This window comes from Agrobacterium tumefaciens, assembly GCF_013318015.2.
GTDB classification, from domain to species: Bacteria; Pseudomonadota; Alphaproteobacteria; order Rhizobiales; family Rhizobiaceae; genus Agrobacterium; species Agrobacterium tumefaciens.
Genome location: NZ_CP115842.1, coordinates 768,150 through 794,312 on the forward strand (window position 1 = coordinate 768,150; position 26,163 = coordinate 794,312).

26 protein-coding genes are annotated in these 26,163 nt (G+C 58.8%); 7 read left to right on the plus strand and 19 right to left on the minus strand.

All coding sequences use genetic code 11. The features are described 5' to 3' along the window. Nucleotides 1–156: 156 nt before the first annotated feature. The 3 genes from G6L97_RS16965 to G6L97_RS16975 form a co-directional block, all read right to left on the minus strand. Nucleotides 157–852 (minus strand): FkbM family methyltransferase, encoded by a 696-nt coding sequence (locus G6L97_RS16965; RefSeq protein WP_003511210.1) that lies wholly within the window; start codon nt 850–852, stop codon nt 157–159. A gap of 164 nt (nt 853–1,016) precedes the next feature. Next, nucleotides 1,017–2,939: a putative bifunctional diguanylate cyclase/phosphodiesterase gene (locus tag G6L97_RS16970; RefSeq protein WP_236742517.1), complete on the minus strand. Its 1,923-nt coding sequence runs from the start codon at nt 2,937–2,939 to the stop codon at nt 1,017–1,019. A gap of 21 nt (nt 2,940–2,960) precedes the next feature. After that, nucleotides 2,961–3,467, minus strand: coding sequence for a molybdopterin-dependent oxidoreductase (locus tag G6L97_RS16975; protein ID WP_003511212.1), 507 nt, complete (start codon nt 3,465–3,467; stop codon nt 2,961–2,963). A 625-nt stretch (nt 3,468–4,092) separates the two neighbouring features. Between G6L97_RS16975 and G6L97_RS16980 the strand changes: the two genes are divergently transcribed. Further along, nucleotides 4,093–5,529: an NAD-dependent succinate-semialdehyde dehydrogenase gene (locus G6L97_RS16980; RefSeq protein ID WP_003511213.1), complete on the plus strand. Its 1,437-nt coding sequence runs from the start codon at nt 4,093–4,095 to the stop codon at nt 5,527–5,529. Nucleotides 5,530–5,846: 317 nt separating this feature from the next. After that, nucleotides 5,847–6,944 (plus strand): DNA alkylation repair protein, encoded by a 1,098-nt coding sequence (locus G6L97_RS16985; RefSeq protein WP_065704332.1) that lies wholly within the window; start codon nt 5,847–5,849, stop codon nt 6,942–6,944. Between the two features lie 18 nt (nt 6,945–6,962). On the opposite strand, the gene G6L97_RS16990 is transcribed toward G6L97_RS16985, so the two are convergent. The 5 genes from G6L97_RS16990 to G6L97_RS17010 form a co-directional block, all read right to left on the minus strand. After that, nucleotides 6,963–7,988, minus strand: coding sequence for a sulfate/molybdate ABC transporter ATP-binding protein (locus G6L97_RS16990; protein WP_003511215.1), 1,026 nt, complete (start codon nt 7,986–7,988; stop codon nt 6,963–6,965). Between the two features lie 5 nt (nt 7,989–7,993). After that, nucleotides 7,994–8,881, minus strand: a complete 888-nt coding sequence (gene cysW, locus G6L97_RS16995; protein WP_065704334.1) for a sulfate ABC transporter permease subunit CysW — start codon at nt 8,879–8,881, stop codon at nt 7,994–7,996. A 3-nt stretch (nt 8,882–8,884) separates the two neighbouring features. After that, complete coding sequence (gene cysT, locus G6L97_RS17000; RefSeq protein ID WP_083211639.1) at nt 8,885–9,727, minus strand: sulfate ABC transporter permease subunit CysT; 843 nt, start codon at nt 9,725–9,727, stop codon at nt 8,885–8,887. 54 nt (nt 9,728–9,781) lie between these two features. Continuing rightward, a complete protein-coding gene (gene cysP, locus G6L97_RS17005; protein ID WP_174003473.1) occupies nt 9,782–10,768 on the minus strand; it encodes a thiosulfate ABC transporter substrate-binding protein CysP in 987 nt (328 codons plus the stop codon). Between the two features lie 173 nt (nt 10,769–10,941). Continuing rightward, on the minus strand, nt 10,942–12,012 hold the full coding sequence (locus tag G6L97_RS17010) for an enoyl-CoA hydratase/isomerase family protein (RefSeq protein WP_065704338.1): 1,071 nt from the start codon (nt 12,010–12,012) through the stop codon (nt 10,942–10,944). A 281-nt stretch (nt 12,013–12,293) separates the two neighbouring features. On the opposite strand from G6L97_RS17010, the gene G6L97_RS17015 reads away from it, so the two are divergent. After that, nucleotides 12,294–12,545, plus strand: a complete 252-nt coding sequence (locus G6L97_RS17015) for a DUF2934 domain-containing protein (protein WP_065704340.1) — start codon at nt 12,294–12,296, stop codon at nt 12,543–12,545. 68 nt (nt 12,546–12,613) lie between these two features. Here the strand turns inward: G6L97_RS17015 and G6L97_RS17020 are convergent, their stop codons facing one another. Continuing rightward, entirely contained in the window at nt 12,614–13,417 is an 804-nt protein-coding gene (locus G6L97_RS17020; RefSeq protein WP_003511225.1) for an SH3 domain-containing protein, read from the minus strand. A 258-nt stretch (nt 13,418–13,675) separates the two neighbouring features. Between G6L97_RS17020 and ubiG the strand changes: the two genes are divergently transcribed. Further along, nucleotides 13,676–14,422: a bifunctional 2-polyprenyl-6-hydroxyphenol methylase/3-demethylubiquinol 3-O-methyltransferase UbiG gene (ubiG, locus tag G6L97_RS17025; protein ID WP_026330704.1), complete on the plus strand. Its 747-nt coding sequence runs from the start codon at nt 13,676–13,678 to the stop codon at nt 14,420–14,422. Between the two features lie 82 nt (nt 14,423–14,504). Here the strand turns inward: ubiG and G6L97_RS17030 are convergent, their stop codons facing one another. Genes G6L97_RS17030 through G6L97_RS17045 form a run of 4 tightly spaced genes read right to left on the minus strand, consistent with a single transcriptional unit; the run spans nt 14,505 to nt 16,860 of the window. Next, nucleotides 14,505–14,933 (minus strand): DUF1178 family protein, encoded by a 429-nt coding sequence (locus G6L97_RS17030; protein WP_065704342.1) that lies wholly within the window; start codon nt 14,931–14,933, stop codon nt 14,505–14,507. Continuing rightward, a complete protein-coding gene (locus G6L97_RS17035) occupies nt 14,930–15,781 on the minus strand; it encodes a carbon-nitrogen hydrolase family protein (RefSeq protein ID WP_003511228.1) in 852 nt (283 codons plus the stop codon). The genes G6L97_RS17030 and G6L97_RS17035 overlap by 4 nt, the downstream gene beginning before the upstream one ends. 29 nt (nt 15,782–15,810) lie before the next feature. Continuing rightward, the gene (gene grxC / locus G6L97_RS17040) at nt 15,811–16,065 is read right to left on the minus strand and encodes a glutaredoxin 3 (protein WP_003511229.1); all 255 of its coding nucleotides are present in this window, start codon (nt 16,063–16,065) and stop codon (nt 15,811–15,813) included. 60 nt (nt 16,066–16,125) lie between these two features. Next, a complete protein-coding gene (locus tag G6L97_RS17045; RefSeq protein ID WP_376909369.1) occupies nt 16,126–16,860 on the minus strand; it encodes a ComF family protein in 735 nt (244 codons plus the stop codon). A 201-nt stretch (nt 16,861–17,061) separates the two neighbouring features. On the opposite strand from G6L97_RS17045, the gene G6L97_RS17050 reads away from it, so the two are divergent. Continuing rightward, nucleotides 17,062–17,943, plus strand: coding sequence for a methyltransferase domain-containing protein (locus tag G6L97_RS17050; RefSeq protein WP_065704534.1), 882 nt, complete (start codon nt 17,062–17,064; stop codon nt 17,941–17,943). A gap of 17 nt (nt 17,944–17,960) precedes the next feature. Here G6L97_RS17050 and G6L97_RS17055 read toward each other — a convergent pair whose 3' ends face one another. From G6L97_RS17055 to G6L97_RS17080, 6 genes are all read right to left on the minus strand, one after another. Continuing rightward, nucleotides 17,961–18,152 carry a Flp family type IVb pilin gene (locus G6L97_RS17055; RefSeq protein WP_153793397.1) on the minus strand — a complete coding sequence of 64 codons (192 nt, stop codon included), beginning with the start codon at nt 18,150–18,152 and terminating at the stop codon, nt 17,961–17,963. A 94-nt stretch (nt 18,153–18,246) separates the two neighbouring features. Further along, nucleotides 18,247–18,561 (minus strand): hypothetical protein, encoded by a 315-nt coding sequence (locus G6L97_RS17060; protein ID WP_003511234.1) that lies wholly within the window; start codon nt 18,559–18,561, stop codon nt 18,247–18,249. Between the two features lie 162 nt (nt 18,562–18,723). After that, on the minus strand, nt 18,724–19,137 hold the full coding sequence (gene mutT, locus G6L97_RS17065) for an 8-oxo-dGTP diphosphatase MutT (RefSeq protein WP_065704347.1): 414 nt from the start codon (nt 19,135–19,137) through the stop codon (nt 18,724–18,726). Beyond that, a complete protein-coding gene (locus tag G6L97_RS17070; RefSeq protein WP_013761724.1) occupies nt 19,134–19,910 on the minus strand; it encodes a GNAT family N-acetyltransferase in 777 nt (258 codons plus the stop codon). Before G6L97_RS17070 ends, mutT begins: the two co-directional genes overlap by 4 nt. Nucleotides 19,911–19,928: 18 nt before the next feature. After that, nucleotides 19,929–21,170, minus strand: a complete 1,242-nt coding sequence (gene argJ, locus G6L97_RS17075) for a bifunctional glutamate N-acetyltransferase/amino-acid acetyltransferase ArgJ (RefSeq protein WP_003511237.1) — start codon at nt 21,168–21,170, stop codon at nt 19,929–19,931. Nucleotides 21,171–21,262: 92 nt separating this feature from the next. Beyond that, on the minus strand, nt 21,263–22,126 hold the full coding sequence (locus G6L97_RS17080) for a peptidylprolyl isomerase (RefSeq protein WP_013761725.1): 864 nt from the start codon (nt 22,124–22,126) through the stop codon (nt 21,263–21,265). Nucleotides 22,127–22,369: 243 nt separating this feature from the next. On the opposite strand from G6L97_RS17080, the gene secA reads away from it, so the two are divergent. Next, nucleotides 22,370–25,078 carry a preprotein translocase subunit SecA gene (gene secA, locus G6L97_RS17085; RefSeq protein ID WP_038495808.1) on the plus strand — a complete coding sequence of 903 codons (2,709 nt, stop codon included), beginning with the start codon at nt 22,370–22,372 and terminating at the stop codon, nt 25,076–25,078. Nucleotides 25,079–25,227: 149 nt separating this feature from the next. Then, entirely contained in the window at nt 25,228–26,121 is an 894-nt protein-coding gene (locus G6L97_RS17090; protein ID WP_076845508.1) for a DMT family transporter, read from the plus strand. The last annotated feature ends 42 nt before the right edge of the window (nt 26,122–26,163 follow it).

Genomic DNA, 26,163 nt, shown 5'->3' on the forward strand with positions numbered 1-26,163 from the left:
CTAAACGGCACCGCGACCGAAAAGTTGCGACAGAAGACGCAAACGGATTGAAATAACCAACCGGATAAGTTGCGTTTTAAATTGTAATCAACGGCGCACGGGCGCGGTCGCGACTGCACACCGCCGGAAACGAAACTCGCGAAGTTGCTCGAACTCTCAATCCACGTCGGGATCGTATTCCCTCGGGCTGTCGTCCTTGGAAAACAACACGCAAGGGCCGCGTGAACCGCGTGGATCATAGGCGTATCCCTTGGCGGTCAGTGCCTGCATGATGTCGCGAACACCTTCGAGGCCATAAAGGTGATCGTGCAGCTCGACGAATATCCGCTCCACGCCAGCAAGCTCGGCATTGCCGAGCAGATCGCGTTCCGCGCCCTCGATATCCATCACGAGCGCCGTGATGCCCCGGCTGGCGACAAACGCATCGATATTCTCGGACGAGATTTCGATGCGCCTTTCATAAGGACCCTGATTTTCGTCCATGGACGACATCCAGAGATCCTTGCGGACATAGAAGGGATAGGTACGCGGCTCGTCGGCCGTGAGAAGTCCTTGGGAAAACACGACATTGCCACGGCAATTTGCCTTGATCACCCGTTCCGCCAGTGCCGCTGTGGACGGATTGGCCTCGAATGCCCAAACGGAAACATCCTGAATACCGGCAATGATCGAGGTTATGATGCCGATGCCGGACCCCAGTTCCAATACGCGGTCGCCGGGCTTGATGGCTTTCAGGACGCTGCGGGCCTCTTTCGCCTCATAGCTGCCGTCGGTCAGCGCCTGCCATATGACGGGCGATACCTCATCGGAAGAAAGAGGCAGGGCTACTCCATGCACATCCAGAATTTCCATATTTCCCAAGCCCTTTCTCAAAACCCGGTCTCGTCAACAGAACGATCCCGCATAGACCGCGAATGCTCTACAGTATCGGTGCGACAACCGGTATTGGTTTTCGCCGTCAACGATGTATCCCACTGAAATTTAACATGGCTTGCCCTGTTCGAAAGCAAACCCGTTCAAACGGAACTCCAGGCCACCAGCTCCTTGGCCGGCAACGGCCGGCTGATCAGATAGCCCTGTACCAGATCGCATCCCAGACGTTTGACCAGCTCATATTGCTCCTCCGTCTCGATGCCTTCGGCGATGGTGGTCATTCGAAGGCTGCGCCCGACGCCGACCACGAATTCGACGATCGCCAGCGCGTCGCGGTCGCTGGTGATATCGCGCAGGAATGACCGGTCGATCTTGATCTTGTCGAACGGCACGCCGCGCAAATTCGCAAGCGAGGAGTAACCGGTGCCGAAATCGTCCATGGCGATCTGGATGCCGACGGCCTTTAGCCGCGTTAGCGTGTTGATCGTCTGGTCGCTCTTGTTCAGCAGGATCGATTCGGTGATCTCAAGCTCGAGCCGGCTCGGCTCCAGCCCGCTTTTATCAAGGGCACCCATCACGTTCTGAATGAGGTTGGTACTGTGGAACTGAACCGGCGAGAGATTGACCGCCACCTTCATGTCCTCATCCCATCGCATCGCCTCGCGGCAGGCAGTCTCCATCACCCATTTTCCGAGCGAATGGATAAGGCCGGTTCGTTCCGCAACGGGAATGAACACGCTGGGCGGAACATCGCCGCGCACTGGATGTTTCCAGCGCAAAAGTGCCTCGAAGCCACAAAGCTTGCGGGTCTGCGTCGCCACCTGCGGCTGGTAATAGACCTCCATCTCGTCGTTCTGCAGCGCAGTCTGCAGATCGGCCTCGAAGGATTTCTTTTCGGTCAGCTGCTTTTGCATGCGGACCTTGAAAACACTCGCCCGGCCAGGGCCGATGGCCTTGGCTTCATAGAGCGCCAGATCCGCGCGCTTGAACAATTCATCCGCATCGACGGTACCATGCGATATGGCGATACCGATGCAGGTGCCGATTTTCACCTCCTGCTCGCCGAGCTGGTAGGTCCGGCTGATCTGCTCGATAAGCTTGGAGGCGAGACGGCGCGCCGTGTCCTCATTGAGATCATCGGACACGACAGCGAATTCATCGCCGCCAAGGCGGCAAACCATGTCGTAATCACCGCCGATCCCCGAAAGGCGCTGTGCCACGGCCTGAAGCAAGGCGTCGCCCGAATCGTGGCCAAGCGTGTCGTTGACGTCCTTGAACCCATCGAGATCAAGCAGAAGAATGGCCGTCGTTCCATTGCCGCCGAAAGAGCGGCGCAACCGCTCGATAAGTTCCTGCCGGAACAGCGAGCGGTTCGGAAGGCCCGTCAACGCATCATGATAGGCATCATGCTCAAGCCGGACATTCTTGGCCTGCAATTCAAGCGTGGCGGCGCGCAGGTCGTCCGTCAGCCCGCGCATGCTTTTCTGCGCGCGGTTCAACAGATCGTTCTGACGAAGCAGCAATATCACCAGCGCGATGCCGCACAGGATCAATCCGCCCGCAAGCGCGGTGTAGACGATATGCAGCTTGCGCACGTCCTCATGGGCCGTATCGATCAGATTGACGTCATAGGCGACCGACGACGAAGCCAGCGTCGTCATCGGCGCATCGAGCGAGCTCATCTCGGAGAGCAGATCCGGAACATCCCTTGGCTCCAGGGTGTTCATCTGCTGTTCCAGGCGGGCCAGAACCGCGTCAAGGCGGGTTACGAGATCCCGCCATTGCTGTTTTTCATTGATGAAAGCGCCGAGGTTACCCTGCTTCAAGAGCTCCAGGCGGCTTAGCATGATGTCCATGCGCAGCTGCAATTCGTCCCGGTCGATGACACCGGGACTGAGCGCAAAAACGGCCAATTTGTTCTGAAGGCGGAGATACTCCGCCACGGTCTGACTGACCGCCCACGAATCGTTATAGCGGGCAAATTTCTGCAGAGCGGTCTGACGCTCGGCAATGACGAAAGCGATATAGCCCGTTGCCAGGACGAAGCAACAGATGATCACCGCCACAAGTTTTCGCAAACGGCACCTTTATTCCACTATCAATTTGGCAACTTGCCATGCGGACCGCGAATAATAGGTCTGCTTCTGCAATTCCGGGTCGCTATCATAGGGATAGATGACAAACAGCGGACCCTTTTCGCGAACTGTCATGTAGTTGCCATCCAGCTTGATCGCGAGGATAACGTTAAATTTCTTAAAATCCTCAACCGGTATGGTGCTCACATAATCGTTGAGTGCAACTGCCGTTACGCTGGTGCCTTTTGCGCCGACGAGATCCATCAACTTTGCCAGTGACACGCCGTCAAAACGAACGCGGCCATCGTGCCAGGGCGTCGTGGTCTCCACCGTCACCATGCCCAATCCCTCCAGCATGTCGCGATCGAATACCGCAGCGCCATCGGCATTGGTGTTGGTGATGTTTCCGGAGATGGTCAATATCGGCTTGCCTTGCGGCTTGGCGATCGTCCCGGCCTCGGCACAGGAAAGCCACATGAGCGACAGAAACGCACTGAGAAGTACCCGGGCGAAACTCATACTCTTTCTCCATCTAGCGATCAGGTCGAGGGGTTTTCGCCAACCTCTGAGGGTCAAGGGAACCGACGCTCGCAATATATATCAGGAATGAATGTTATATCCTTAGTGAGATTTTATCCGTATTTTCTCTAGGTTTTGAGTAAACCGTTTGGATAATTTTTCCGTCTTATTGTACTTTTTTACACTTCACGCCCTGTTATGACGCAAGCAACACTACAAGTTACGTCTTCGTATCAATCCGTCTGGTGCGACAAAGGCCAAATTGCGGCATATGCGTGATTGCTTAACAACAGCAACACATGATTCGCGCGTATCGGACAAGACCAATGCGCGTTCGGCATCCGCCTGCCTGTCAGGCAGGAAAGCCGAGAGACAAGTTTCGCATCACAGAAAAATCATGGCGATTGCCAGAGCGAACGGTTGAAACATACCGTACGCAACTTAATATAAGAGCTGTCATTTCCGTTTCCGGCATTTTCAGCTTCCTCTTGCCGGAAATGCCCAGACGCCCGTTCCGCGCAGCGCAAGCGGCGATACCGGATATAGTCCGGTCAGGAAAATTCTGTTCACGTCTCCGGGCTGGACGGCACCCTGCCGTATCGGCCACATCATGAAGGTAGTCCCTATGCACACCTATCCCGACATCAAACTTCTCATTGATGGCGAATGGCGAGACGCCGTTTCCGGCAAGACGATCGCCGTATCCGACCCTGCGACCGACGAAATCATCGGCGCGATCGCCCATGCCGAAAAGGCGGACCTAGATCTCGCGCTTGCCGCCGCCGAGCGTGGCTTCAAGGTCTGGCGCGACACCTCGCCATTCGAGCGTTCCAAGATCATGCGCAGGGCAGCCGATATCCTGCGCGAGCGCAAGGACAAGATCGCCTATATAATGACCCGCGAGCAGGGCAAGCCGCTGTCGCAATCGGCAACCGAAATCATGGGCGCCGCCGATACCATCGACTGGTTCGCCGAAGAAGCACGTCGCACCTACGGCCAGGTCATTCCGGCGCGTGCAACCGGCGTTTCCCAGCTTGCCATCAAGCTGCCGGTTGGTCCCGTCGCGGCGTTTACGCCATGGAACTTCCCGATCAACCAGATCGTCCGCAAGCTTTCGGCTGCCCTTGCCACGGGCTGCTCCATCATCGTCAAGGCCCCGGAAGAAACACCGGCATCGCCGGCGGAACTGATCCGAGCGTTTGTGGATGCGGGCGTGCCGGCGGGTGTCATCGGTCTCGTTTACGGCGTGCCATCCGAGATTTCGGAATATCTGATCCCGCATCCGGTCATCCGCAAGATTTCCTTCACCGGCTCCACGCCGATCGGCAAACATCTGGCAGCCCTTGCCGGCAAGCACATGAAGCGCGCCACGATGGAACTCGGCGGTCATGCGCCAGTGATGATCTTTGACGATGCCGATATCGAAAAAGCGATCGAGGTGACCTCGCTTGCCAAGTTCCGCAATGCCGGTCAGGTCTGCGTCGCTCCCACCCGCTTCCTCGTGCAGGACGGTGTGGCGGATCGCTTCCTTGAAGGTTTCGTGGAAGCCACGAAGGCGATCAAGGTCGGCAACGGCCTGGAAGAAGGTGTCGTCATGGGGCCGCTCGCCAATGAGCGCCGCATCCCAGCGCTGGAAGGCCTGATCAACGACGCCGTTTCCCATGGCGCGGAACTGAAGACCGGTGGCCGCCGCATCGGCAACAAGGGCAACTTCTTCGAGCCCACGGTGCTCGCCAACGTGCCCGTGACAGCCAAGATCATGAACGACGAGCCCTTCGGTCCCGTCGCCATCATCAACCGCTTCTCGACATTCGATGATGCCATCAACGAAGCGAACCGCCTGCCTTTCGGCCTTGCCTCCTACGCCTTTACCAGCTCGGTCAAGACAGCGCATGCGCTCGGCCACCAGGTCGAGGCGGGCATGCTGACCATCAACCACAACGGCCTTGCGCTTCCCGAAGTCCCCTTCGGCGGCGTCAAGGATTCCGGTTATGGCACGGAGGGCGGTTCGGAGGCGGTTCAGGCCTATCTGGAGACGAAATTCGTCAGCCAGATGAGCTGAAGCTTTGGATGCAAGCTCAGGGCGGATGACAATATCCGCCCTGAACCTGAATTTGGCGAACTCGGAATCTCCACGCGTCGTCACCCCGGACTAGATCCGGGGTCCAGCGCGATCAAGTCATTGACCGCAAAAGACTATTCACCGCGCAGGCGCCCAGTGGCCGGATGCCGGGTCAAGCCCGGAATGACGGAGTGAAAGACCTTCGTCAATCTGTGAAGAAGCAAGATCTGCTATGTCTTTTCTTCGGTAGTACCACCTCCCTTGCCTCCGTCCTCATCATGCCCTAAAAGAACAAAAAGTGAACTTAGAGAGGTACTATGAGCGAGACAGCGGCACCCGCGTTGAAGGAAATCTTCAACCACGAAAAACTGCGACACATCGCCGATCAGACCAAAGCCGTTCATGCGCCTTTCGATGTTCCCGCCTTCATGGCGCTTGCCACGACAAATCTCGAAGCGCTGGGCATCATGCAGCGCATGCGGCAGGTGGCGACCAGCCTGCACGCCACGCTTCCCGGCGACTATGCCCGCAACATCGAAATTCTGACAGCCGCAGCACCCGGAATAGGCAACGGTTTCGCATCCATTTCGCTGCCAGAATATGTGGCGCTTTACGGTCTCGACGATTTCGATCTTTCCATGCAGGCGCTGCAATATTTCACCCGTTTCGGCTCCTCGGAATTTGCCATCCGCCATTTCCTGCAAAGGGATCTGGCCCGAACACTTGCCGTGATGGAAACATGGTCGCAACATGACAACGAGCATGTGCGGAGGCTGGCGAGCGAAGGCTGCCGGCCGCGCCTGCCTTGGTCGTTCCAGCTCAAAGCCCTGATCGATGATCCCTCACCGGTCACCGCGATCCTTGATGCCATGAAAGCTGACGAGGCGCTTTACGTGCGCAAATCCGTCGCCAATCATCTGAACGACATCACCAAGGACAATCCCGCTTTCGTGCTGGCGCTCATCGACACATGGCCGAAGGAAAACCCGCATACACGCTGGATCGTGCGGCAGGCCTTGCGCACTCTGGTCAAGAAAGGTGACGCTGCCGCGCTCGCCCATTTCGGTGCCCATAAGGAGGCTCAGATCGCACTCTCGGCGTTTCAGGTTTCTCCTGAAAGGGTCGCTCTCGGTAATCCGGTGCGGATTTCAGCTTCTTTCACCTCGACGGCAGAAAGCCCGCAGAAGCTGGTGATCGATTATGCCGTGCATTACGTGAAAAAGAGCGGTGACGCCTCCGCGAAAGTCTTCAAGTGGAAAGAAATCGAGTTGCAGCCGGGCGAAACATGCGCGCTCTCGATAAGCCGCGCCATGCGTGATTTCACCACCCGCAAGCACTATGCGGGTGTTCACAAGGTTGACCTGATGGTCAACGGCAGGCTGGCGGCCGAGGCCTCTTTCGAACTGCTGATATGAAGCTGGCGAGAGCGTCCCTCAAGCCGCCGGGAAAATCTTCGCACGGCGGATGATGACGGAACCGCGATCGCCTGCCGCGACATCATTTTCCGGCGGCACGTCGAATTCCAGGAGATCGCCGCCATCTGTGCTGGCGATCACCCGCCGCTCGCCTGCCCGGTCGAGAACCCGCGAAACCGAGGCTGGAATGCCCTCGTGCAGATCTTCCCATTCCAGGTCGGAGGGACGGGCATAGATCTCGACGGCGCCATCTGCCTGACCGTAGGAGAAAGGCAGTTCGTTGTCACCGACATAGACCTTTCCGCCGCGCGCCACGCCGGACACACGGTTGGCATCGCCGAGAAAGCGCATGACGAAGGCGCTGTTCGGCTGGCGGCAGACTTCCTTCGGCGTGCCCTGTTGCACGATCTCGCCCTGATTGAGGATGACGACGCGGTCAGCGAGATCCAGTGCCTCTTCCTGATCATGCGTCACGAAAATCGTGGTAATGCCCAGCGCGCCGTGAATTTCACGCAGCCAGCGGCGCAGGTCGCGGCGCACATTGGCATCCAGCGCGCCGAAGGGCTCATCCAGTAGAAGCACTTTGGGATCGACCGAAAGCGCACGGGCCAGCGCCACACGCTGCCGCTGCCCACCGGAAATCTGCGCCGGGAACCGGTCGCCCAGACCGTCAAGCTTGACCAAGTTCAACAGTTCCCTGACCCGCGCATCGATCGCGGCCTTGTCGCGCTTCACCTTCGACACCTTCATGCCGAACGCGATGTTTTCATGCAGCGTCATATGCGGAAAAAGTGCGTAGTGCTGGAACACGAAACCGACGCCGCGATCGCGCACCGGAATATTGGTGGCGTCTTCGTCTCCAAAAAAGATGCGGCCGCCATCGCTATATTCGAGACCGGCGACCATGCGCAGGATCGTCGTCTTGCCTGAACCGGAGGGGCCGAGCAGCGCCAGAAGCTCGCCACTTTCAATATCGAGCGAAACATCGCGCACCGCGCGGAAGGTATCGAAAGTCTTCACCACATTTTCGAGGCGGATTTTCATGGGAATCAGGTCTCCGTGGCGATGGCGGCACCGCCGCTGGTCTTCTTGGCCCCGCGCCCGGCGCCGCGCCGTTCCAGCGCCACCTTGGCGATGATGGTGATGACAGCGAGCAGAGCGAGGATGGAGGCCGACGCAAAGGCGCCCGCCGTCTGGTAATCGTGATAAAGCAGCTCGATATGCAGCGGCAGCGTGTTGGTCTGGCCGCGAATATTGCCTGACACGACCGACACCGCGCCAAATTCACCCATGACGCGGGCGTTGCACAGAACGACGCCGTAGAGCAGTGCCCATTTGATATTCGGTAGCGTCACCGAAAAGAAGGTGCGCCAGCCGGATGCGCCAAGCGAGGTGGCCGCCTCCTCCAGATCGCGGCCCTGCGCCTGCATCAATGGGATCAGCTCGCGCGCCACGAAGGGTGCCGTGACGAACATCGACGCGATGACGATGCCGGGTAGTGCAAAGAGTATCTTGATATTGTGCGCATCGAGGAACGGCCCAAACAGCCCCTGCAGCCCATAAACGAAGAGATAGGCGACACCGGCGACGATCGGCGAGATGGAGAAGGGTATCTCGATCAGCACCAGCAGGAAGCGCCGGCCGGGAAAATCGAATTTAGTGATCGCCCATGCGGCTGCGACGCCGAAGGCCGTGTTGATCGGCACCGCAATCAGCGCCGTCAGCACCGTCAGCATGATGGCGTGGCGGGTATCGGGGTGGGTGATGGTCGCTGAATAGACCTTCCACCCCTGCGAAAAAGCCTCGACCCCGATGATGGTCAGAGGAGCGACAACCAGGAACGCGCCGATGACGAGCACAAAAGCGATCAGGCTACGGCGAACCCAGGGCGCGTCACCGACGCGCGGTGGCTTGCGATGCGAGGAAATGGCGCTCATGTCTCAGCTCCTCACCGTATAACGAAGCGCACGCGCCTGCAGGTAATTGGTCACCGCCAACATGACGAAGGCCGCGATGAGCAGCACGGAGGCGATGGCGGCGGCGGCCTGATAATCATATTCCTCCAGCCGGATGAAGATCAGCAGTGCCGTAATTTCCGTTGAAAACGGCTGGTTGCCGGCAATGAAAATGATGGCGCCGAACTCACCGAGGCTGCGCGCGAAAGAGAGCGAGAGACCGGCCAGCAGAGCTGGCGTCAGAAGCGGCAGGATGACCTTGCGGAAGATTTCTAGATCGGAACCGCCGAGCGATTGCGCCGCCTCCTCCAATGCCGGATCGAGGTCTTCGAGCACCGGCTGCACGGTGCGCACGATGAAGGGTAGACTGGTAAAGGCCATCGCCACCATGATGCCGAGCGGCGTATAGGCAACCTTGATGCCGAATTGCGCAAGCACCGAGCCGAACCAGCCGTTACCCGCAAACAGCGTCGTCAGCGCAATGCCGGCAACGGCGGTGGGAAGCGCAAAAGGCAGATCGACAATGGCATCGACAAGGCGCCAGCCGGGGAAACGGTAACGCGTCAGCACCCAGGCGAGCGCCAGTCCGAAAACGACGTTGAACAAGGTCGCGGCGAGAGCGCAGAGCACCGTGACGCGATAGCTCGCAACAGCGCGCGGCGAAGAGATAATGGCCCAATATTCGGCTGGCCCGAGGCTCGCCGCCTTGAACACCAGCGCCGAGAGCGGCAGAAGCACGATGATGGCGACGTAAGTGAGGGTAACGCCGAGGGACAATTTAAGCCCCGGCAGAACATTCCGCTTCAAACCCCGCCCCCAATTCATCATAAAGCGACCCGGCAGTTTCCCGCCGGGTCTTTTACCTGTTGCATATCGTCGTGATTAACGGCTGCCGTAGAGCGTATCAAGCGTCGCGCCGGACGCAAAATGCTCTTTCTGGATTTTATTCCAGCCGCCGAAGACGTCATTGACATTGACGAGGCGAATGGCCGGGAACTTGTCCTTGAACTCGCCGACAACCTTTTCGTTGTGAACGCGATGGCCGAATTCGGCAGCAATGCCCTGGCCCTCTTCGGTATAGAGGAAATCGAGGTAGCTCTTCGCCAGCTCGCGCGAGCCGCGCTTGTCGACCACCTTGTCCACCACGGCGACCGGGAATTCGGCGAGCAGGCTGACGGAAGGCACCACGCCTTCAACCTTGTCGGCGCCATATTGCTTGGCAATGCCGCGGGTCTCGGCTTCGAAGGTGATCAGCACGTCGCCGATTTCACGTTCCACGAAGGTGGTGGTGGCGGCGCGGCCTCCGGTGTCGAAAACAGGGGTGTTGTCGAAGATTTTCTTGACGAATTCCTGAACCTTCTTCTCGTCGCCGTTGAACTTCTCCTTGGCATAGGCCGTGGCGGCGAGATAGGTGTAACGGGCGTTACCCGAGGTCTTCGGATTGGGGAAAACCACCTTCACGTCGTCACGGGCAAGATCGTCCCAGTCCTTGATGTGCTTGGGATTACCGGCACGCACGAGGAAAGACGGGAAGGAATAGAACGGCGAGGCGTCGTTTGCGAAATCCTTCTGCCAGTCGGCGGAAACGAAACCCTGCTTCACCAGAAAATCGACATCCGTTACCTGGTTGAAGGTGACGACATCGGCTTCCAGACCCTCAACGATGGCACGCGCCTGCTTGGAGGTGCCGGCGTGCGACTGATCAACCGTGATACCCGGATGCAGCTTGATGAAAGCCTCGTTCTCGGCTGCGAAAACCTCACGGGCAACATCGTAGGAGGCGTTGAGAATGGTGGTCGGAGACTGCGCCTGCGCCGCACCTGCAAAAAGAGCGGCAATGGCAGTGCCGACGATGAGAAGACGTTTCATGAATACCCCCGGAAAATCGAATGGTCGTCAACATAACGGGGGGCGACAACGCCTGCGAGCAACAGCCGTGCGTTAAGCAGAAGCGTATTAGAAATTTCACCCAAGCAACAGCAATTCAAAAGGTGATGATTTCATATATCTCCGCAAGCCGGATTTCTTTTGCGTTGCGCAATCTAAAGGCGGTGCTCGGGAAAGAGATTACCGGAATGTTTGGTAAAATATGGCAGAAGGTCTTCTTCACGCACCTCTTCCAGCTGTGCCGGTCGCCAGCGCGGATTGCGGTCCTTGTCGACCAGGGCCGCACGCACGCCCTCATAAAAATCATGACCCCGCAATATCTCCGTGCCGGCGGCAAATTCCCGTTCGAGGCATTCGATGAGGCTGGCGCTTTCCCGCCCCAGACGCAGCAGCTTCAGGGTTAGTTTGAGACTGGTAGGGGAGCGTTTTTTGAGAATTTCCAGAGTCTCGCGCGAAAACGTATCGTCACGCTCCGAAAGTGCTGCGAAAATCTCCTCGACCGTGTCGAAACGGAATGCCGCGTCGATGATCTCACGGTGTGCCGACAGGCCCCCCTCACCAGCTTCGACGGTATAAGTTCCGATTACCGCCTCGACACCATCAGGATCGAGCGCTTGTGATAGATTCTGCACCAAATCTGTAAGGCGCGCAGAAGGGACGAAATAATCGGCAAAACCGGCATAGATCGCATCGGCAGCAGAGACCGCATTGCCTGTCAGCCCCAGCCAGGTGCCGCATTCGCCCGGCGCTCTGGGCAAAAGCCAGGAACCGCCGACGTCAGGGAAATAGCCGATACCGGTTTCCGGCATGGCAAGCTTCGTCCGCTCGGTGACGATGCGGTGGCTGGCATGGGCGGAAATGCCGACGCCGCCACCCATGACGATGCCGTCCATCAACGCGACATAAGGTTTACCAAAGCGGGCAATGTGATAATTCAGCGGAAACTCTTCGCGCCAGAAATCCAGCACCTGCGGATCGCCCGCTTTGCCGAGATCGTGAATGATGCGAACGTCACCCCCCGCACACAGCCCCCTGTCGCCTTCTCCTGTCAGCACCACGCAGGAAACGTCAGGGTCATCCTCGAAACGGTGAAGCGCCTGGAGCATGGCACGAACCATCGGCAGCGTCAGGCTGTTGATGGCTTTCGGACGGTTCAGGTGGATGATGCCCGCCCCTACCCGTCTCTCGATGACGACCTGCGTCTCCGCTTCCGTTGCAACTTCCAAGGTCGCCTCCTCCGCTACCGTTCACCAGCCCATCTTGGAGGTCCGGGCGCGATCACGCAACGTTGATCTTGTCCTTCAGGAACGTCTTTCGCTCAAACCGCTTTCACCCGCGTAAAATGCCTGAAATCCGCTTTCGCAATGCAGCATGTTTGCTTGACGCCCGGAAAATCATGGCATGTAATGGAGTTTGAAATGCCGGCATTGATTCCTGTCGAGCGTGTGCCGGACCAAGCGGAATGTCGCCTTGTCAAAGGCGTTGTCAACAGCAACGGGAGACGAGCATGCAGGTTTCGGAACAAGAGTGGATCAGCAAACGGGCCTATACACTTTGGGAAAAGGAAGGCCATCCTCATGGCCGTGACGCGGACCATTGGGAACAGGCAAAGCATGAATTTTCGCTGCTGAAGACGTCGGAGGCGACCAAGCCTGCCCAGCGCAAGAAAGCAGCGCCGAAGACCGCTGCTGCGGAGCCGGAGGCACAAGCCCCCGCAAAATCCAAGGCCCGCGCACGCAAGGCCGCAACCGCGAAATAAAAGTACTCTCGTGACAATCTGAACCGGCAAATGAAAAGCCCGACGAAATCTCGCCGGGCTTTGTCTGTTTATCGCGGATCGCAACCGGGATCACCGACCCGGCAACCGCCCTGAAAGTTTTCCGAAGCGGGCGCGCGGCGTGGATCATCCCACTGGCGGCGCTCCGGACGACGCTGGCCTTCGTCCTGATTTGGTTGGCGATCGCGATTGCGGTCGCGATTTTCTTCCTCGAACCGAGGACGGTCACCATCTCGACGCGGCCTGTCCTGGTTTCCATCGCCCCGGTTTCTGTCACCCTGGTTCCAGTCGCCGTAACGGCGCTCCCAGCGGCCATCATTCGGTCCACCGCCCTGACGCGGATCGCGCCATTCATCCCGGCGGCCATCACGCCATTCGTCGCGCGGACGCGGGCGTTCCCAGTCACCGCGCGGCGGCGGAGGCGCAGCATTCCAGTAACCGCCTGATGGCGGCGGACGACGCCAGCGGTCACGCTCGCGGTAGAAGTCACGGTCACGATAATAACGGTCCCAATAACGACCGGCTTCGAAGGTGATCACGGGAACGCCGAGATCGCGGTAATAACGCGGCTCAACGTAGACCCGGTTCTGCCTGAACGTCGTCTGGATGTAACGACCGGCGACCCAACCACGACCGCTGACGAAAGAGACGTCGCACCACGGCGTATCGGACAGGCAGCCATGTACCGTCAATGGTGCGCCGACCGGGATCACGACCACGGCCGGATAGGCTGTGCTCGGACCGGAGCGCATATTCACATTCGCGGTGGCAAAGCCGCGAGTCGCAGCTTCGGCAAGGGCCGGCGCGGCGAGCATGGCCACCAGCGCAATTGCGCCAAACAGTTTTTTCTTCACTTACTTCTCCTCAAGCAAAAGCCCGCTTTGCCCTTGTCGGCGTCCATCGATTTCGATGGACGAGCATGCGTTCCACATACTGCCATGACTGGAAAATACGCCGTGTTCCATGAACGCAGCATGAAACAAATTGCAACCCGTTTCAGTTCCACCTGCGGCAATGAAGCACCCGGGAATTTGCCGACGGAATGTGCCGCCGGTCTTGACTTCGGGGATCAATCATCCGACTTCAATGCAACAGCAATATGGAGCATAACCATGAGCGAAACCGCACAGACGACCGTCGACCAGAGCGAAGTGGATCGCTTCTCCGCGATGGCTGCGGAATGGTGGAGCCCGACGGGCAAGTTCCGGCCGCTGCACAAATTCAACCCGGTGCGGCTTGAATATATCCGCAACCGCATCTGCGATAATTTCGGCCGCGACCCGAAGGCGCACCGCCCGCTTGAAGGGCTGCGTGTGCTGGATATCGGCTGCGGCGGCGGCCTGCTTTCCGAACCCGTGGCGCGCATGGGCGCGGACGTGGTGGGCGCCGACCCTTCAGAAAAGAATATCGGCATCGCCTCCACCCACGCCCGTGAAAGCGGTGTCAGCGTCGACTACCGCGCCGTGACCGCCGAACAGTTGCTGGAGGCGGGCGAAACCTTCGACGTCGTCCTCAACATGGAAGTGGTCGAGCATGTGGCCAATGTCGATCTCTTCGTCACCACCTGCGCGAAAATGGTGCGCCCCGGCGGGCTGATGTTCGCCGCCACCATCAACCGCACGCTGAAAGCCCGCGCGCTCGCGATCTTCGCCGCCGAAAACGTATTGCGCTGGCTGCCGCGCGGCACCCACCAATATGAGAAGCTGGTTCGCCCGGATGAGCTTGAACGGCCGCTGGTGGCCAGCGGCATGGATATCGTCCACCGTACCGGCGTCTTCTACAACGTATTGCAGGACCGCTGGAACCTCTCGCCGGACATGGAAGTCAACTACATGATGCTGGCGAAAAGACCCGCATAAAGCCAGCGCACCCAATTCGCCGGTCATGAACGACGGATGACGTCGCCCTAAGTGGTGGACGTCATCAAAATCGTAGGCAAACTCAATTCACATCATCGGGCAGCACCGGCAACGGTGCAATCTCGATGCCCTCGTCAATCAGGGCCTTCGCGTCCTGGGCAGACGCGTGGCCGATGATGCCGCGTTCGTCGGCCTCGCCATAATGGATCTTGCGGGCTTCTTCGGGAAATTTATCGCCGACATCTTCCGCATTCGCGCGGATATTGGCGACCGCTTCGCGGATTTTTGCGAGCGCCTCTTTTCTGGCCGCGTCCATGGCGAGCGTCTGGCGTTCGTCTTTTTTGCGGGCGGTGGAGACCGAAGGCGCCATCAGAAGTTTGGAAACCTGCGGGGAATTGCACATCGGGCAGGACAGGAAGCCGCGCTGCAACTGATTGTCGAAATCGTCGCTTCCGGAAAACCAGCCTTCGAACTCATGGCCCTTTTCACAGGCCAACGCATAACGGATCACGCCGCCTCACCTCCAGCAGGAATAACCGTGTCCAGTCCGAACTCGCGGGCATTGCGCAGATTGGGGATTTTCCCGCGCGCGGCAGCCACGAGAGACGTGTCGATCTCTGCGAAAATGATCTCTTCCCCGGCGCCACCGGCCATTGCCAGCACCTTGCCCCAGGGGTCGATGATGATGGAATGGCCGAACGTGACCCGCCCGTCCTCATGCAGGCCGGCCTGTGCGGCGGCAATGACGAAAGCGCCGTTTTCAATGGCGCGGGCACGCAGCAGAATTTCCCAGTGGGCTTCCCCTGTCTGGCGGGTGAAGGCGGCCGGAACCGTCAGAACCTCGGCGCCGGCGAGTGCCTCCGCCCGGAAAAGCTGCGGGAAGCGCACATCGTAGCAGATCGCAAAGCCGAATTTCCCCAGTGGCAGCTCAGCAACGCGAGCGACAGCGCCGGGTTCGTAAGCCGCACTTTCGCGCCAGCTTTCGCCATTGTCGAGATCGACATCGAACATATGGATCTTGTCATAGCTGCAGATACGCGAACCGTCAGGCGCAAACAGAAAACCGCGATTGGCAATCTTGCCATCCGGGCGGGCAATCGCTGTCGAGCCGACATGGACATGGATGCCGAGTTCGCGTGCCAGCCGCGCGGCGGTCGCAACGATGATATCGCCATCGTCGTCACGCAGCTGGGCGCGAAGCGCCTGCCTGTCCTTCTGGAGAGCGCCGGTCATTTCCGGCGTCTGAACATAGACAGCGCCCGCAGCCGCAGCAACACGTACCAGGCGCTCCATATCGGCGGCATTTTTCACCGTATCGACACCCGAGCGCATCTGAATGGCGGCAGCCTTGAAAATCATCACGTCCTCCGTATCGAAAATCGAGCCGATTAAGCGGCAAGCATAACGTCGAGTTTGCCAGCACGCTCCAGTGCATGTAGATCGTCGCAACCGCCGATATGCTGGCCGTTGATGAAGATTTGCGGGAAGGTCGTTCCGCCGGATTTCTCGATCATTTCCTGCCGGTACTCCGGCGTCGTCGTCGCGTTATATTCGGCGTAATCGACGCCCTTGCTGTCCAGCAACGCCTTGGCGCGCGCGCAATAACCACAAAAATCCCGTGTATAGATCGTTACCGGTGCCATGTATTTCGAAGCCTCGCAAACGTGTGCTGAAACGCACGATATCCTCGTTTCATTCAGGCTTCATATAGGACCGGAAATGGCCATTGCAAAGGTCAAAACGGTCACATCCGTAGCACCCGCCTTCCGCAAGACGCGACTTGCCGCGCCCACCGTCGCACCAGTGGTATAAACATCATCCACCAGCACCACTCGCTTGCCATAAACATCGGTTTTTCGGCCGGGCGCTATTGCAAAAGCACCCCGCACATTGTCCTGCCGGGCAAGCGCTGAAAGCCCCACCTGCCGCTCGGTCGGCTTCACGCGCAACAGCGTGCCGGCAAGCAGCGGTTTGCCGGTGGCCTTGGCCAGATGCCGTGCGAGCTCAGCGGACTGGTTGAAACGGCGACGCCAGAAGCGGTGGCGATGCAGCGGAACCGGCAAGATACAGTCGCAGCTATCAACCGTTCCGTCGCTTGCCCGCAGCATCCACAGCGCCATGAAACGCGCAAGATCGGTCCGGTCCTGATATTTCAGCCGGTGTACGAGTTTACGCGCGGTTCCCTCATGGCTGGCAACAGCACGCAAACGGTCGAAAGGCGGTGGGTCGGCGATGGCTTGTGCGCTCACAATACCCGCGCCGTGATCCCGGGCGAAGGGGATACCCAGAACCTCGCAAAAAGGCCGATCGATAAAGGCCACATCCCGCCAGCAATCCGCACACAGGGCACCCTCGCCGCCGGTCATGCGGGAACACCCTGCGCAAGTGGGAGGATAGACCATGCGGAAGGCCGAGTGCAACACGCTGCGTGCCGCCATCGACACCGTCGCGGACTTCGACAGCAATCCCGAAAACAAATCTTCACCAGCGCCCATGAGGTTGACTTTAGCGCCGAACGGGTGCCTTTGCGAGAGAGATATGTTTCGGCCTCTGACCGGAAAAACAATGCCCGAAGCGGCATGACAGCAACGATGCGGCCCGCCGATCCCAAAGGCGCTACAGGCCGAGCAGGCACGACGATGGATATTCTCTTTGACCAGGCCCTGATCGAACAAAATCGCCGCCGGGCGTGGAACCGGCGTGACGACAAGGCCCTGTTTCTTCTCGACATGGCCGCCGACGAGTTTGCCGACAGGCTCGCCATCGTCGAGCGCCGTTTCGAGACCGCAATCGAACTGCACGGCGGGACGGGCATCACCGCCCGGCGTGTGACTGAGACGGGCAAGGTGGAATCCATCCGCCGTATCGAGACGGATACCTCCTTTGCGACGGATGGGAATCTGCCGCAGGTGGCCTCCATGGAGCATCTGCCGCTCGAAGAAGCCTCCGCCAATCTCATTGTTTCCCCGCTTGCCCTCCACCTCACCAACGACACCCCCGGTGCGTTGATCCAGATAAGGCGGGCGTTAAAGCCGGACGGGCTGTTTCTCGGAGCCATTCCCGGCAGCGGCACATTGCAGGAACTGCGCGACGTGCTGTTGACGGCAGAAGCCGAGTTGACCGGCGGCGCCAGCCCGCGCGTCATTCCCTTTGCCGATGTGCGCGATGTTGGCGCACTGTTGCAGCGTGCCGGTTTTGCGCTTCCCGTCACCGACGCGGAAACTTATACGGTGCGTTACGACTCGATTTTTCCGCTGATGCGCGATCTGCGCGCCATGGGCATGGCCAATCCGCTGGCAAGCCGCAGCAGAAAACCGCTCAATCGCGCTTTTTTCCTGCGGGCAGCGGAGCTTTACGCCGAACGTTATTCCGATCCGGACGGGCGGATCAGAGCCACGTTTTCCATCATCTATGTCTCAGGCTGGGCACCGCACGAGAGCCAGCAGAAACCGCTGAAACCTGGTTCCGCCAAAATGCGCCTTGCCGATGCCTTGAAGACGACCGAAGTCAAGCTTTCCTGATAGGCGTAGCGCAGGCCTCAGATGTTGGCAAAAGTATCGGCGAGGAACTGGAATACAGCATTGATGTTGCTGCCGATGGTGGCTCCGCCACCGATGATGGTGGCGGAAATAACGCCGACGATCAGGCCGTATTCGACTGCGGTCGCGCCGTTTTCGTCTTTAAAGAAACGAATAAAACAATGCAGCACGGGATATTCTCCATCCGCCATCCGGTGATTACGCTAACCGGCATTATATATTGCTAAAATCGAATTTATACTATGCCACGGGCATGAGGAATCCGTTACCGATGATGGTAAACGATCAGCAACCGCTCTCGCTGCTATAGCCCGTCACGACACAGGGCATCTCGGGCATCGGCTGGGTTATGCTGCGGCGGATGGAATAGGTCTTGCCGGCATCGGTCTTCTTGATGGAGCCGGTGCTTATCATGTCGTAATTGTCGGAGAACTGCGCGACGCGCGTTGATGATTTTCCGGCAAGCATGGGGGTGACTATCAAGGAAAGAGCAATCACAGCCGTCCCGAAAAGCAGCGCGACATTAAGAACGCCGGTGCGACGGGATTTGTTGGAGTAAGACTGACGACCTTCCACCGTCTTCCAGAAATCCTCGTTCATAGCCAACCTCATACGCGCAGTTTACCGCTTCTTTAGCTTAACAATCTGCCAGAGGGTGCTGAACGATCTGTTAACACAGCCTCGTTTTGGCACGGTAAAGCGGAGTTACGGGATGTTTTCAACAGGCTGCGCGAGGGGATGGAACCCGCCAGGTAGGTCGCTTTAAATCAAATCCTGAAGGAAGGGGATGAGCGGCTCGTCGGCCGGCGGCATCGGATAATCACGCAGAGCCTGCGGCTTTACCCATTTAATTGCCTGTCCTTCGCGCCCATGGGCCATGCCTTCATAACGACGGCACACGTAAAGCGGCATCAGCAGGTGAAAAGTCTCGTAGGTATGGCTGGCGAACGTCAGCGGCGCAAGGCAGGCTATCTTGGTCTTGATACCCAGCTCCTCGTCCAGCTCGCGGACAAGGGTCTCCTCCGGTGTTTCGCCTTGTTCCACCTTGCCGCCTGGAAATTCCCACAGGCCGGCAAGCGACTTGCCCTCAGGTCGTTGCGCCAGAAGAATACGGCCGTCCTGATCGAGAAGGGCGCAGGCGGCAACCAGCAGGATTTTTTTGCCCGCTTCGCTCATTCTTCACCAGCCTTGCGCCAGTAGCGATAGGAATAGGCCTCGGTGAAGCCGAATTTTTCATAAAGTGCAATCGCGGGCGCATTTGTGGAGACGACCTGCAACCAGGCGCTTTTGGCGCCGCTGATGCGGGCCCAGCGCAGTGCTGACGCCAGCAGCTGCGTGCCGAGGCCCTTTTTCCGCTGCGACTTCTCGACATCGAGGGAAAGAATGCCGGCAAGATCGTTATCCTGCACGCAGATAACGGTGGCAAGTGCGCTGCCCCCTGCTTCTTCGTTGATGAACAGGCCAAGGGTCGGCTTGATCGAACTGAGGATTTCAGCGATCGCCGGGCGCAGGGTCGGGTCGCCATCGCTGACCTTGATGCTCGCCTCGACAAAACGGCCAATATCGTGGCTCGGCAGGCTGACCAGCGTTTCCGGCAGTTCCATGCCAGCGAGATCGGCCGTCATGACCTTGACCTCCTCAACCATGGACCAGCCGTCCTTTACCAGAAAATCCTTGAGCTGCGGCGGCATCAGCGTCGTTTCGCGCACCACCAGCGGACGGCCGAAATCCTCGAAGCGCTTGCGCGCCTTTTCCAGCCGCACCGCGCAGTTTCCATAATCGGAAGGATCGAGCGGCACCACGCAATTGATGCGTTTTGATGGATGCGACCCCGTCAGGCGGATTTGCCAGCTACCGTCATAAATCACCGACGAGGCCGGCCATGCCCGAAAGCTGACTGCTTCCAGACGGCGAACCAGCGGCAGATTGACGATTTTATTGTCCTGCATTCTCTTCGGCTCCAACGGTCAGCTCCGGTAGTCGCCGTTGATCGCAACATATTCCTTGGTCAGGTCGCACGTCCATACGGTGGCCTTGCCCTCACCGAGACCGATGTCAACCTTCACCGGAATGTCTTCCAGCCGCATCACGGCGGTGGTCTCCGCTTCCGAATAATCCGGATCGCGTTCGCCATTGACGGCAACGCGTACGCCGCCGAACCAGATTGCAAGGCGATCACGGTCGGCCATTTCACCGGATTTGCCCACAGCCATCACGACGCGACCCCAATTGGCATCTTCGCCGGCAACCGCAGTCTTCACCAGCGGTGAGTTGGCAATCGAAAGGGCGATCTTCTTGGCAGCGACATCGTTTTCCGCGCCGGTAACGGTGACTTCGACCATCTTGCGTGCGCCTTCGCCATCGCGAACCACCTGCAGGGCCAGATCTTTCAGGAGATCGTTCAAGGCGGCGCGGAAGGAGGAAAGCCGCTCGTCATCGGCGCGCGTCACCTTGACCTGACCGTCCTCAGCCGCCGCACCTGTCGCAAACAACATCAGCGTATCGGAGGTGGAGGTGTCGCTGTCAACAGTCACGGAATTGAAGGTCGGGCCGACACCGGCGGAAAGCAGCGATTGCAGCGCGGCCGGATCAATATCGGCATCCGTCACCACGAAAGAAAGCATCGTCGCCATATCGGGCGCGATCATGCCGGCACCTTTGGCGATACCGTTGATGGTGACCACGACACCGCCGATTTCAGCGGTGCGGGTCGCGACCTTGGGATAAGTGTCGGTCGTCATGATTGCCTTGGCGGCTTCCTGCCAGAAATCGGCTTCAGCCATGCCCTGCATGTCGCCCAGAACCCCGGCGAACTTGGTGGCATCAAGCGGTTCGCCGATTACGCCGGTCGATGCCAGAAACACTTCATTTTCAGAGCAGCCGACGGCAGCGGCTGCGGATTTCGCCGTCAACTCGGTCGCGGCCTTGCCTTTGACGCCGGTAAAGGCGTTTGCGTTACCGGAATTGACCACCACGGCGCGCGCCACGCCGCCGCCGAGATTGGCGCGGCAGAAATCAACGGGGGCCGAGGGGCATTTCGATTTCGTGAAAACGCCAGCCACGCTTGCCGGCTTGTCGAACACCATCAACAGAACGTCGGTCCGGTTCTTGTACTTGATGCCGGCGGCAGCCGTCGCCATGCGAACACCACGCAGTGCGGGCATGTCGGGATAGGATTTCGGAGCGAGCGGGGAAACGGCAACGGACATGGGAAAGCGCCTGAGATTCTGGAAACGGGGAAGATTTGAAAGTGCCTGAGATGAAGCGGGGCGGCCTGTGGCCGCCCCGTAACATGGTTTTATTACTGCTGCGGCTGTGCCTGCTGTTCCTTCGTGGCTTCGTCGTAGCCCTTCTTCAGCGTCTCATCCATGATTTCGATCTTCTGGTCAGCCTTTGCCTTCTCGATGAGGGCAACGTACTTGTCACGCATGACAAGCTGACGAACCTGCGGCTCGACCTGCTCGAAAGCCGGTGGCGGTGCGATGCGCTTGTCTTCCAGCTTGATGACGTGGAAGCCGAACTGCGTCTTGACAGGCGTCTTGGTGTAGGCGCCCTTTTCGAGACCGAAAGCGGCCTCTTCGAATTCCGGAACCATGCGGCCCTTACCGAACCAGCCGAGATCGCCGCCATCATCCTTGTTGGAGTCGGTCGACTTTTCCTTGGCAAGCGCTGCGAAATCCTTGCCCGCATCAAGCTGCTTGATGACGTCCTTGGCTTCGTCTTCGCTTGCAACCAGAATATGAGCTGCCTTGATTTCTTCTTCCTTCGGCAAGGCTGCGACTTCCTTGTCGTAGCGCGCCTTCACCTCTTCATTGGTGACAGCATCAACCACATGCTTGCGGAAATAGGCGTTGTGCAGCTCACGGTCCTGAATGAACTCCATGCGCTTCTTGAAGTCTTCGGTCTTTTCCAGACCTTCGGCGCTGGCATTCTTCACGAGAAGCTTGACGTCGATCGCGCCGGAAAGGGCTGCGACCTTCTTCTGCTCGTCGGGAAGCTGTGCGAGCTGCGGATCGAGATTGCCCATGGCAAGGTCGAGTTCGGACTGGTGGATTTCCAGATCGCCAACCTTGGCGACAACCTTGTCTTCCTGTGCAAAGGCAGGAAACTGGAGGCCGAGCGTGGCCACAATCACCGCAGCCGCAATTTTATTATAGCGCAACATTTTGAACCTTTCGGGGACAATGCCGGCTCCAGACATGGTTTCCGGCTCTGAAAAAACTTCCAAACACCGGATTGTGGCCATTCTGTAACGGGCAGAACCGTTGACATCATTTGCCCCCCCTCTTATCTGTCACGCAACCTCGCGTCCAGATACGTTGAAGGGCGAAGTCCGTCATTTGTTGCCGAAATCGGCGTGATGGAAAAAACCGCCTGCGAAAACGGAATTTCAGAAAGGGCCAGTAAGATGGTCAGCCTCGGCGGAATAGCCCGCAAATTGTTCGGTTCGGCAAATGAACGCCGCGTCCGCTCCTATAAAAGCAAGATCGCAGCCATCAATGCGCTGGAGGAAGCCACCAAGGCTCTTTCCGACGACGCGCTGGCGGCAAAGACGGCGGAGTTCCGCCAGCAGCTTGCGGACGGCAAATCGCTGGACGATCTGCTGATCCCGGCTTTTGCCGTCGCCCGCGAGGCGTCGCGCCGTGTTCTACACATGCGACCCTTTGATGTGCAGCTGACCGGTGCCATGATCCTGCACCAGGGCGCCATCGCCGAAATGAAGACCGGTGAAGGCAAGACGCTGGTGGCGACCCTTGCGGTCTACCTCAATGCGCTGGCTGGCAAGGGCGTGCATGTCGTTACCGTCAACGACTACCTCGCCCAGCGCGACGCGGCCACGATGAGTAAGCTCTACCGTTTCCTCGGTCTGACGACCGGTGTTATCGTGCACGGGCTAGATGACGACCAGCGCCGCGAGGCCTATGGCTGCGACATCACCTACGCCACGAATAACGAGCTTGGCTTCGATTATCTGCGCGACAACATGAAATATGATCGCGCCCAGATGGTGCAGCGCGGCCACAACTACGCAATCGTCGACGAAGTGGACAGCATTCTGGTCGATGAGGCGCGCACGCCGCTTATCATCTCCGGCCCGCTGGACGACCGCTCCGATCTCTATAACACCATCGACGCCTTCATTCCGCTGCTGTCGCCGGAAGACTACGAAATCGATGAGAAGCAGCGTTCGGCCAACTTCTCCGAAGACGGCACCGAGAAGCTCGAAAACCTGCTGCGGCAGGCGGGCCTGCTCAAGGGCGAATCGCTTTACGACATCGAAAACGTCGCCATCGTTCACCACATCAACAATGCGCTGAAGGCCCACAAGCTCTTCACCCGCGACAAGGACTACATCGTCCGCAACGACGAGATCGTCATCATCGACGAATTCACCGGCCGCATGATGCCGGGCCGCCGTTATTCCGAAGGCCAGCACCAGGCGCTGGAAGCCAAGGAAAAGGTGCAGATCCAGCCGGAAAACCAGACGCTGTCTTCCGTCACCTTCCAGAACTACTTCCGCATGTATGCAAAGCTTGCGGGCATGACCGGTACGGCATCGACGGAAGCGGAAGAGTTCGGCAACATCTACGGTCTCGACGTCATCGAGGTGCCGACCAACCTGCCGATCCAGCGTATCGACGAGGACGACGAGGTTTATCGTACCGGCGAAGAGAAGTTCCTTGCCATCATCGCCGAGATCAAGGCGGCGCATGATCGTGGTCAGCCGGTTCTCGTCGGCACGACCTCCATCGAGAAATCCGAGCTTCTGGCCCACATGCTGCGCCAGTCCGGCTTTACCGATTTCCAGGTTCTGAACGCCCGTTACCACGAGCAGGAAGCCTATATCGTTTCGCAGGCCGGTGTTCCCGGTGCGGTCACCATCGCCACCAACATGGCCGGTCGTGGTACCGACATCCAGCTCGGCGGCAACGTCGAGATGCGTCTGGAGCGCGAACTGGAAGGCATGGAGCCGGGTCCGGAGCGTGATGCGAAGGAAGCGGCCATCCGCGCAGAGATCAAGGTTCTCAAGGAAAAGGCGCTTGCCGCCGGCGGTCTCTACGTCATCGCGACCGAGCGACACGAAAGCCGCCGTATCGACAACCAGCTGCGTGGCCGTTCCGGCCGTCAGGGCGACCCCGGCCGCTCGAAATTCTATCTGTCGCTTCAGGACGACCTGATGCGCATCTTCGGTTCCGAGCGCATGGACAGCATGTTGCAGAAGCTCGGCCTGAAGGACGGCGAGGCCATCGTCCATCCGTGGATCAACAAGGCGCTGGAACGTGCCCAGAAGAAGGTCGAAGCCCGTAACTTCGAGACCCGCAAGAACCTGCTGAAATATGACGACGTGCTGAACGATCAGCGCAAGGTCATCTTCGAGCAGCGCCTCGAGCTGATGGAATCCGACAATATCGGTGAAACCGCAGCCGACATGCGCCACGAAGTGATCGAAGCGCTCGTCACCAAGCATATTCCTGAAAATGCCTATGCCGAACAGTGGGATATCGCCGGCCTCAAGGCCGGTATCGCCCAGTTCCTGAACCTCGACCTGCCGGTGGAGGAATGGGCGAAGGAAGAGGGCATCGCCGAGGACGACATTCTTCAGCGCGTTACCGAGGCCGCGGACAAATACGCCGCTGAACGTGCGGAACGTTTCGGCCCAGAGATCATGACCTATGTCGAGCGCTCGGTCGTGCTTCAGACAATCGACCACCTGTGGCGCGAACACATCGTCAACCTCGATCACCTTCGTTCCGTCGTCGGTTTCCGCGGTTACGCCCAGCGCGATCCATTGCAGGAATACAAGGCGGAAGCCTTCGAGCTGTTCCAGTCGCTGCTTACCAACCTGCGTGAAGCCGTCACCGCGCAGCTGATGCGCGTGGAACTGGTGCAGCAGGAACCGCAGCAGCCGGAGCTGCCGGAAATGACCGCGCATCACCTCGACCCCGTCACCGGGGAAGATGAGATGGCGCAGGGCGTGCCGGTCGCTTTCGTACCGGCCGAGGACCGCGACCCGAACAACCCCGCCACCTGGGGCCGTATCGGCCGCAACGAAATGTGCCCCTGCGGCTCGGGCAAGAAGTACAAGCACTGCCACGGCGTTTACGAACAGGCGTAAAAGGCCAGGGCTTTATGCCAGCAATCGATCGCCCGTAACCTGCGTTACGGGCGATTTTGTTTAGGCAGGATCATTGCTGCTGGTCGGGGTGTTGACTGGTATCGGCACTTTCCATATGGGAGCCGGATCATCCTGCGGAAACTGCTTTCATGGCCCCTCGCGATCTTGCCGCCTATATTTTTCTCGCGATTACGTGGGGCGTGTCTTTCCTGCTGCTTCTACATGTCGTCGCAGCCTTCGGCTGGATCGGCGCAGTCACGCTTCGCTCGCTCATAACCGCTGTAGCACTCTTTCTCATTGCGTGTGCGGCACGCCGGAAGCTTGCATTCTCCGCAAGCTGGCGCGCTTTCGCAATCGTCGGCGCAACGACGGTCGCCGGGCAACTGATCGGCCTGTCCTACGCGACGCCTCAGATCGGCACTGCGATGGCAGCCATATTGGTGGCGACCATTCCGCTTTTTTCAATGCTAATCTCGCAGATTTGGGGTCTGGAACGCCTGACGCGGCAGGGTATTGCCGGTCTCGTCATCGGCTTTGCCGGCATCGTCTTGCTCGTTGGTTTTCCCGCTGTTCCTGTCACATCCGGCTTTGTCATTGGCTGTGCTGCCGCTGTCGCCGCCTGCATCTGTGCCGCCTATGGCAGCAATTTTGCGAGCCTGCGCCTCAAGGGGGTTGGATCCTGGGAAATAACCATCGGTTCTTTCCTGACAGGCGGCCTGATGACCCTGCCGCTTCTTTTCGCGGTGCCCTTGCCCGGAACGCCCGATCTCGTCGATTACGGTTATCTTCTGATACAGGCGGTCGTCATGAGCGGCCTGACCTACATCACCTATTTCAAGCTGGTCTCCTCGATCGGCGCAACGAAGGCGATCAGCGTGGAATTTGCCGTCACCGTTGTGGCGGTGCTTGTTGGCGCCTTGGTGCTCGACGAACCGCTGTCGCTTCCCCAGCTGTTCGGTGCCGGCATCATCATTCTGGGCTGCGCACTGGTGCTTGACCTCATGCCCAAGAAAAAGGCCCCGCCCACGCCGTCGGGTGCATGAAGGGTTTATTAGCGTTTTCCACCAATAGTCGTGTTGATCGTT

What these genes read in the sequence shown, in the direction of transcription:
- G6L97_RS16965 (WP_003511210.1), bottom strand. Translation starts at nt 852, where the DNA reads ATGGAAATTCTGGATGTGCATGGAGTAGCCCTGCCTCTTTCTTCCGAT.
- G6L97_RS16975 (WP_003511212.1), bottom strand. Translation starts at nt 3,467, where the DNA reads ATGAGTTTCGCCCGGGTACTTCTCAGTGCGTTTCTGTCGCTCATGTGG.
- G6L97_RS16980 (WP_003511213.1), top strand. Translation starts at nt 4,093, where the DNA reads ATGCACACCTATCCCGACATCAAACTTCTCATTGATGGCGAATGGCGA.
- G6L97_RS16985 (WP_065704332.1), top strand. Translation starts at nt 5,847, where the DNA reads ATGAGCGAGACAGCGGCACCCGCGTTGAAGGAAATCTTCAACCACGAA.
- G6L97_RS16990 (WP_003511215.1), bottom strand. Translation starts at nt 7,988, where the DNA reads ATGAAAATCCGCCTCGAAAATGTGGTGAAGACTTTCGATACCTTCCGC.
- cysW (WP_065704334.1), bottom strand. Translation starts at nt 8,881, where the DNA reads ATGAGCGCCATTTCCTCGCATCGCAAGCCACCGCGCGTCGGTGACGCG.
- cysT (WP_083211639.1), bottom strand. Translation starts at nt 9,727, where the DNA reads ATGATGAATTGGGGGCGGGGTTTGAAGCGGAATGTTCTGCCGGGGCTT.
- cysP (WP_174003473.1), bottom strand. Translation starts at nt 10,768, where the DNA reads ATGAAACGTCTTCTCATCGTCGGCACTGCCATTGCCGCTCTTTTTGCA.
- G6L97_RS17015 (WP_065704340.1), top strand. Translation starts at nt 12,294, where the DNA reads ATGCAGGTTTCGGAACAAGAGTGGATCAGCAAACGGGCCTATACACTT.
- ubiG (WP_026330704.1), top strand. Translation starts at nt 13,676, where the DNA reads ATGAGCGAAACCGCACAGACGACCGTCGACCAGAGCGAAGTGGATCGC.
- G6L97_RS17035 (WP_003511228.1), bottom strand. Translation starts at nt 15,781, where the DNA reads ATGATTTTCAAGGCTGCCGCCATTCAGATGCGCTCGGGTGTCGATACG.
- grxC (WP_003511229.1), bottom strand. Translation starts at nt 16,065, where the DNA reads ATGGCACCGGTAACGATCTATACACGGGATTTTTGTGGTTATTGCGCG.
- G6L97_RS17045 (WP_376909369.1), bottom strand. Translation starts at nt 16,860, where the DNA reads ATGGCGGCACGCAGCGTGTTGCACTCGGCCTTCCGCATGGTCTATCCT.
- G6L97_RS17050 (WP_065704534.1), top strand. Translation starts at nt 17,062, where the DNA reads ATGGATATTCTCTTTGACCAGGCCCTGATCGAACAAAATCGCCGCCGG.
- G6L97_RS17055 (WP_153793397.1), bottom strand. Translation starts at nt 18,152, where the DNA reads ATGGCGGATGGAGAATATCCCGTGCTGCATTGTTTTATTCGTTTCTTT.
- G6L97_RS17060 (WP_003511234.1), bottom strand. Translation starts at nt 18,561, where the DNA reads ATGAACGAGGATTTCTGGAAGACGGTGGAAGGTCGTCAGTCTTACTCC.
- mutT (WP_065704347.1), bottom strand. Translation starts at nt 19,137, where the DNA reads ATGAGCGAAGCGGGCAAAAAAATCCTGCTGGTTGCCGCCTGCGCCCTT.
- G6L97_RS17070 (WP_013761724.1), bottom strand. Translation starts at nt 19,910, where the DNA reads ATGCAGGACAATAAAATCGTCAATCTGCCGCTGGTTCGCCGTCTGGAA.
- argJ (WP_003511237.1), bottom strand. Translation starts at nt 21,170, where the DNA reads ATGTCCGTTGCCGTTTCCCCGCTCGCTCCGAAATCCTATCCCGACATG.
- G6L97_RS17080 (WP_013761725.1), bottom strand. Translation starts at nt 22,126, where the DNA reads ATGTTGCGCTATAATAAAATTGCGGCTGCGGTGATTGTGGCCACGCTC.
- secA (WP_038495808.1), top strand. Translation starts at nt 22,370, where the DNA reads ATGGTCAGCCTCGGCGGAATAGCCCGCAAATTGTTCGGTTCGGCAAAT.
- G6L97_RS17090 (WP_076845508.1), top strand. Translation starts at nt 25,228, where the DNA reads ATGGCCCCTCGCGATCTTGCCGCCTATATTTTTCTCGCGATTACGTGG.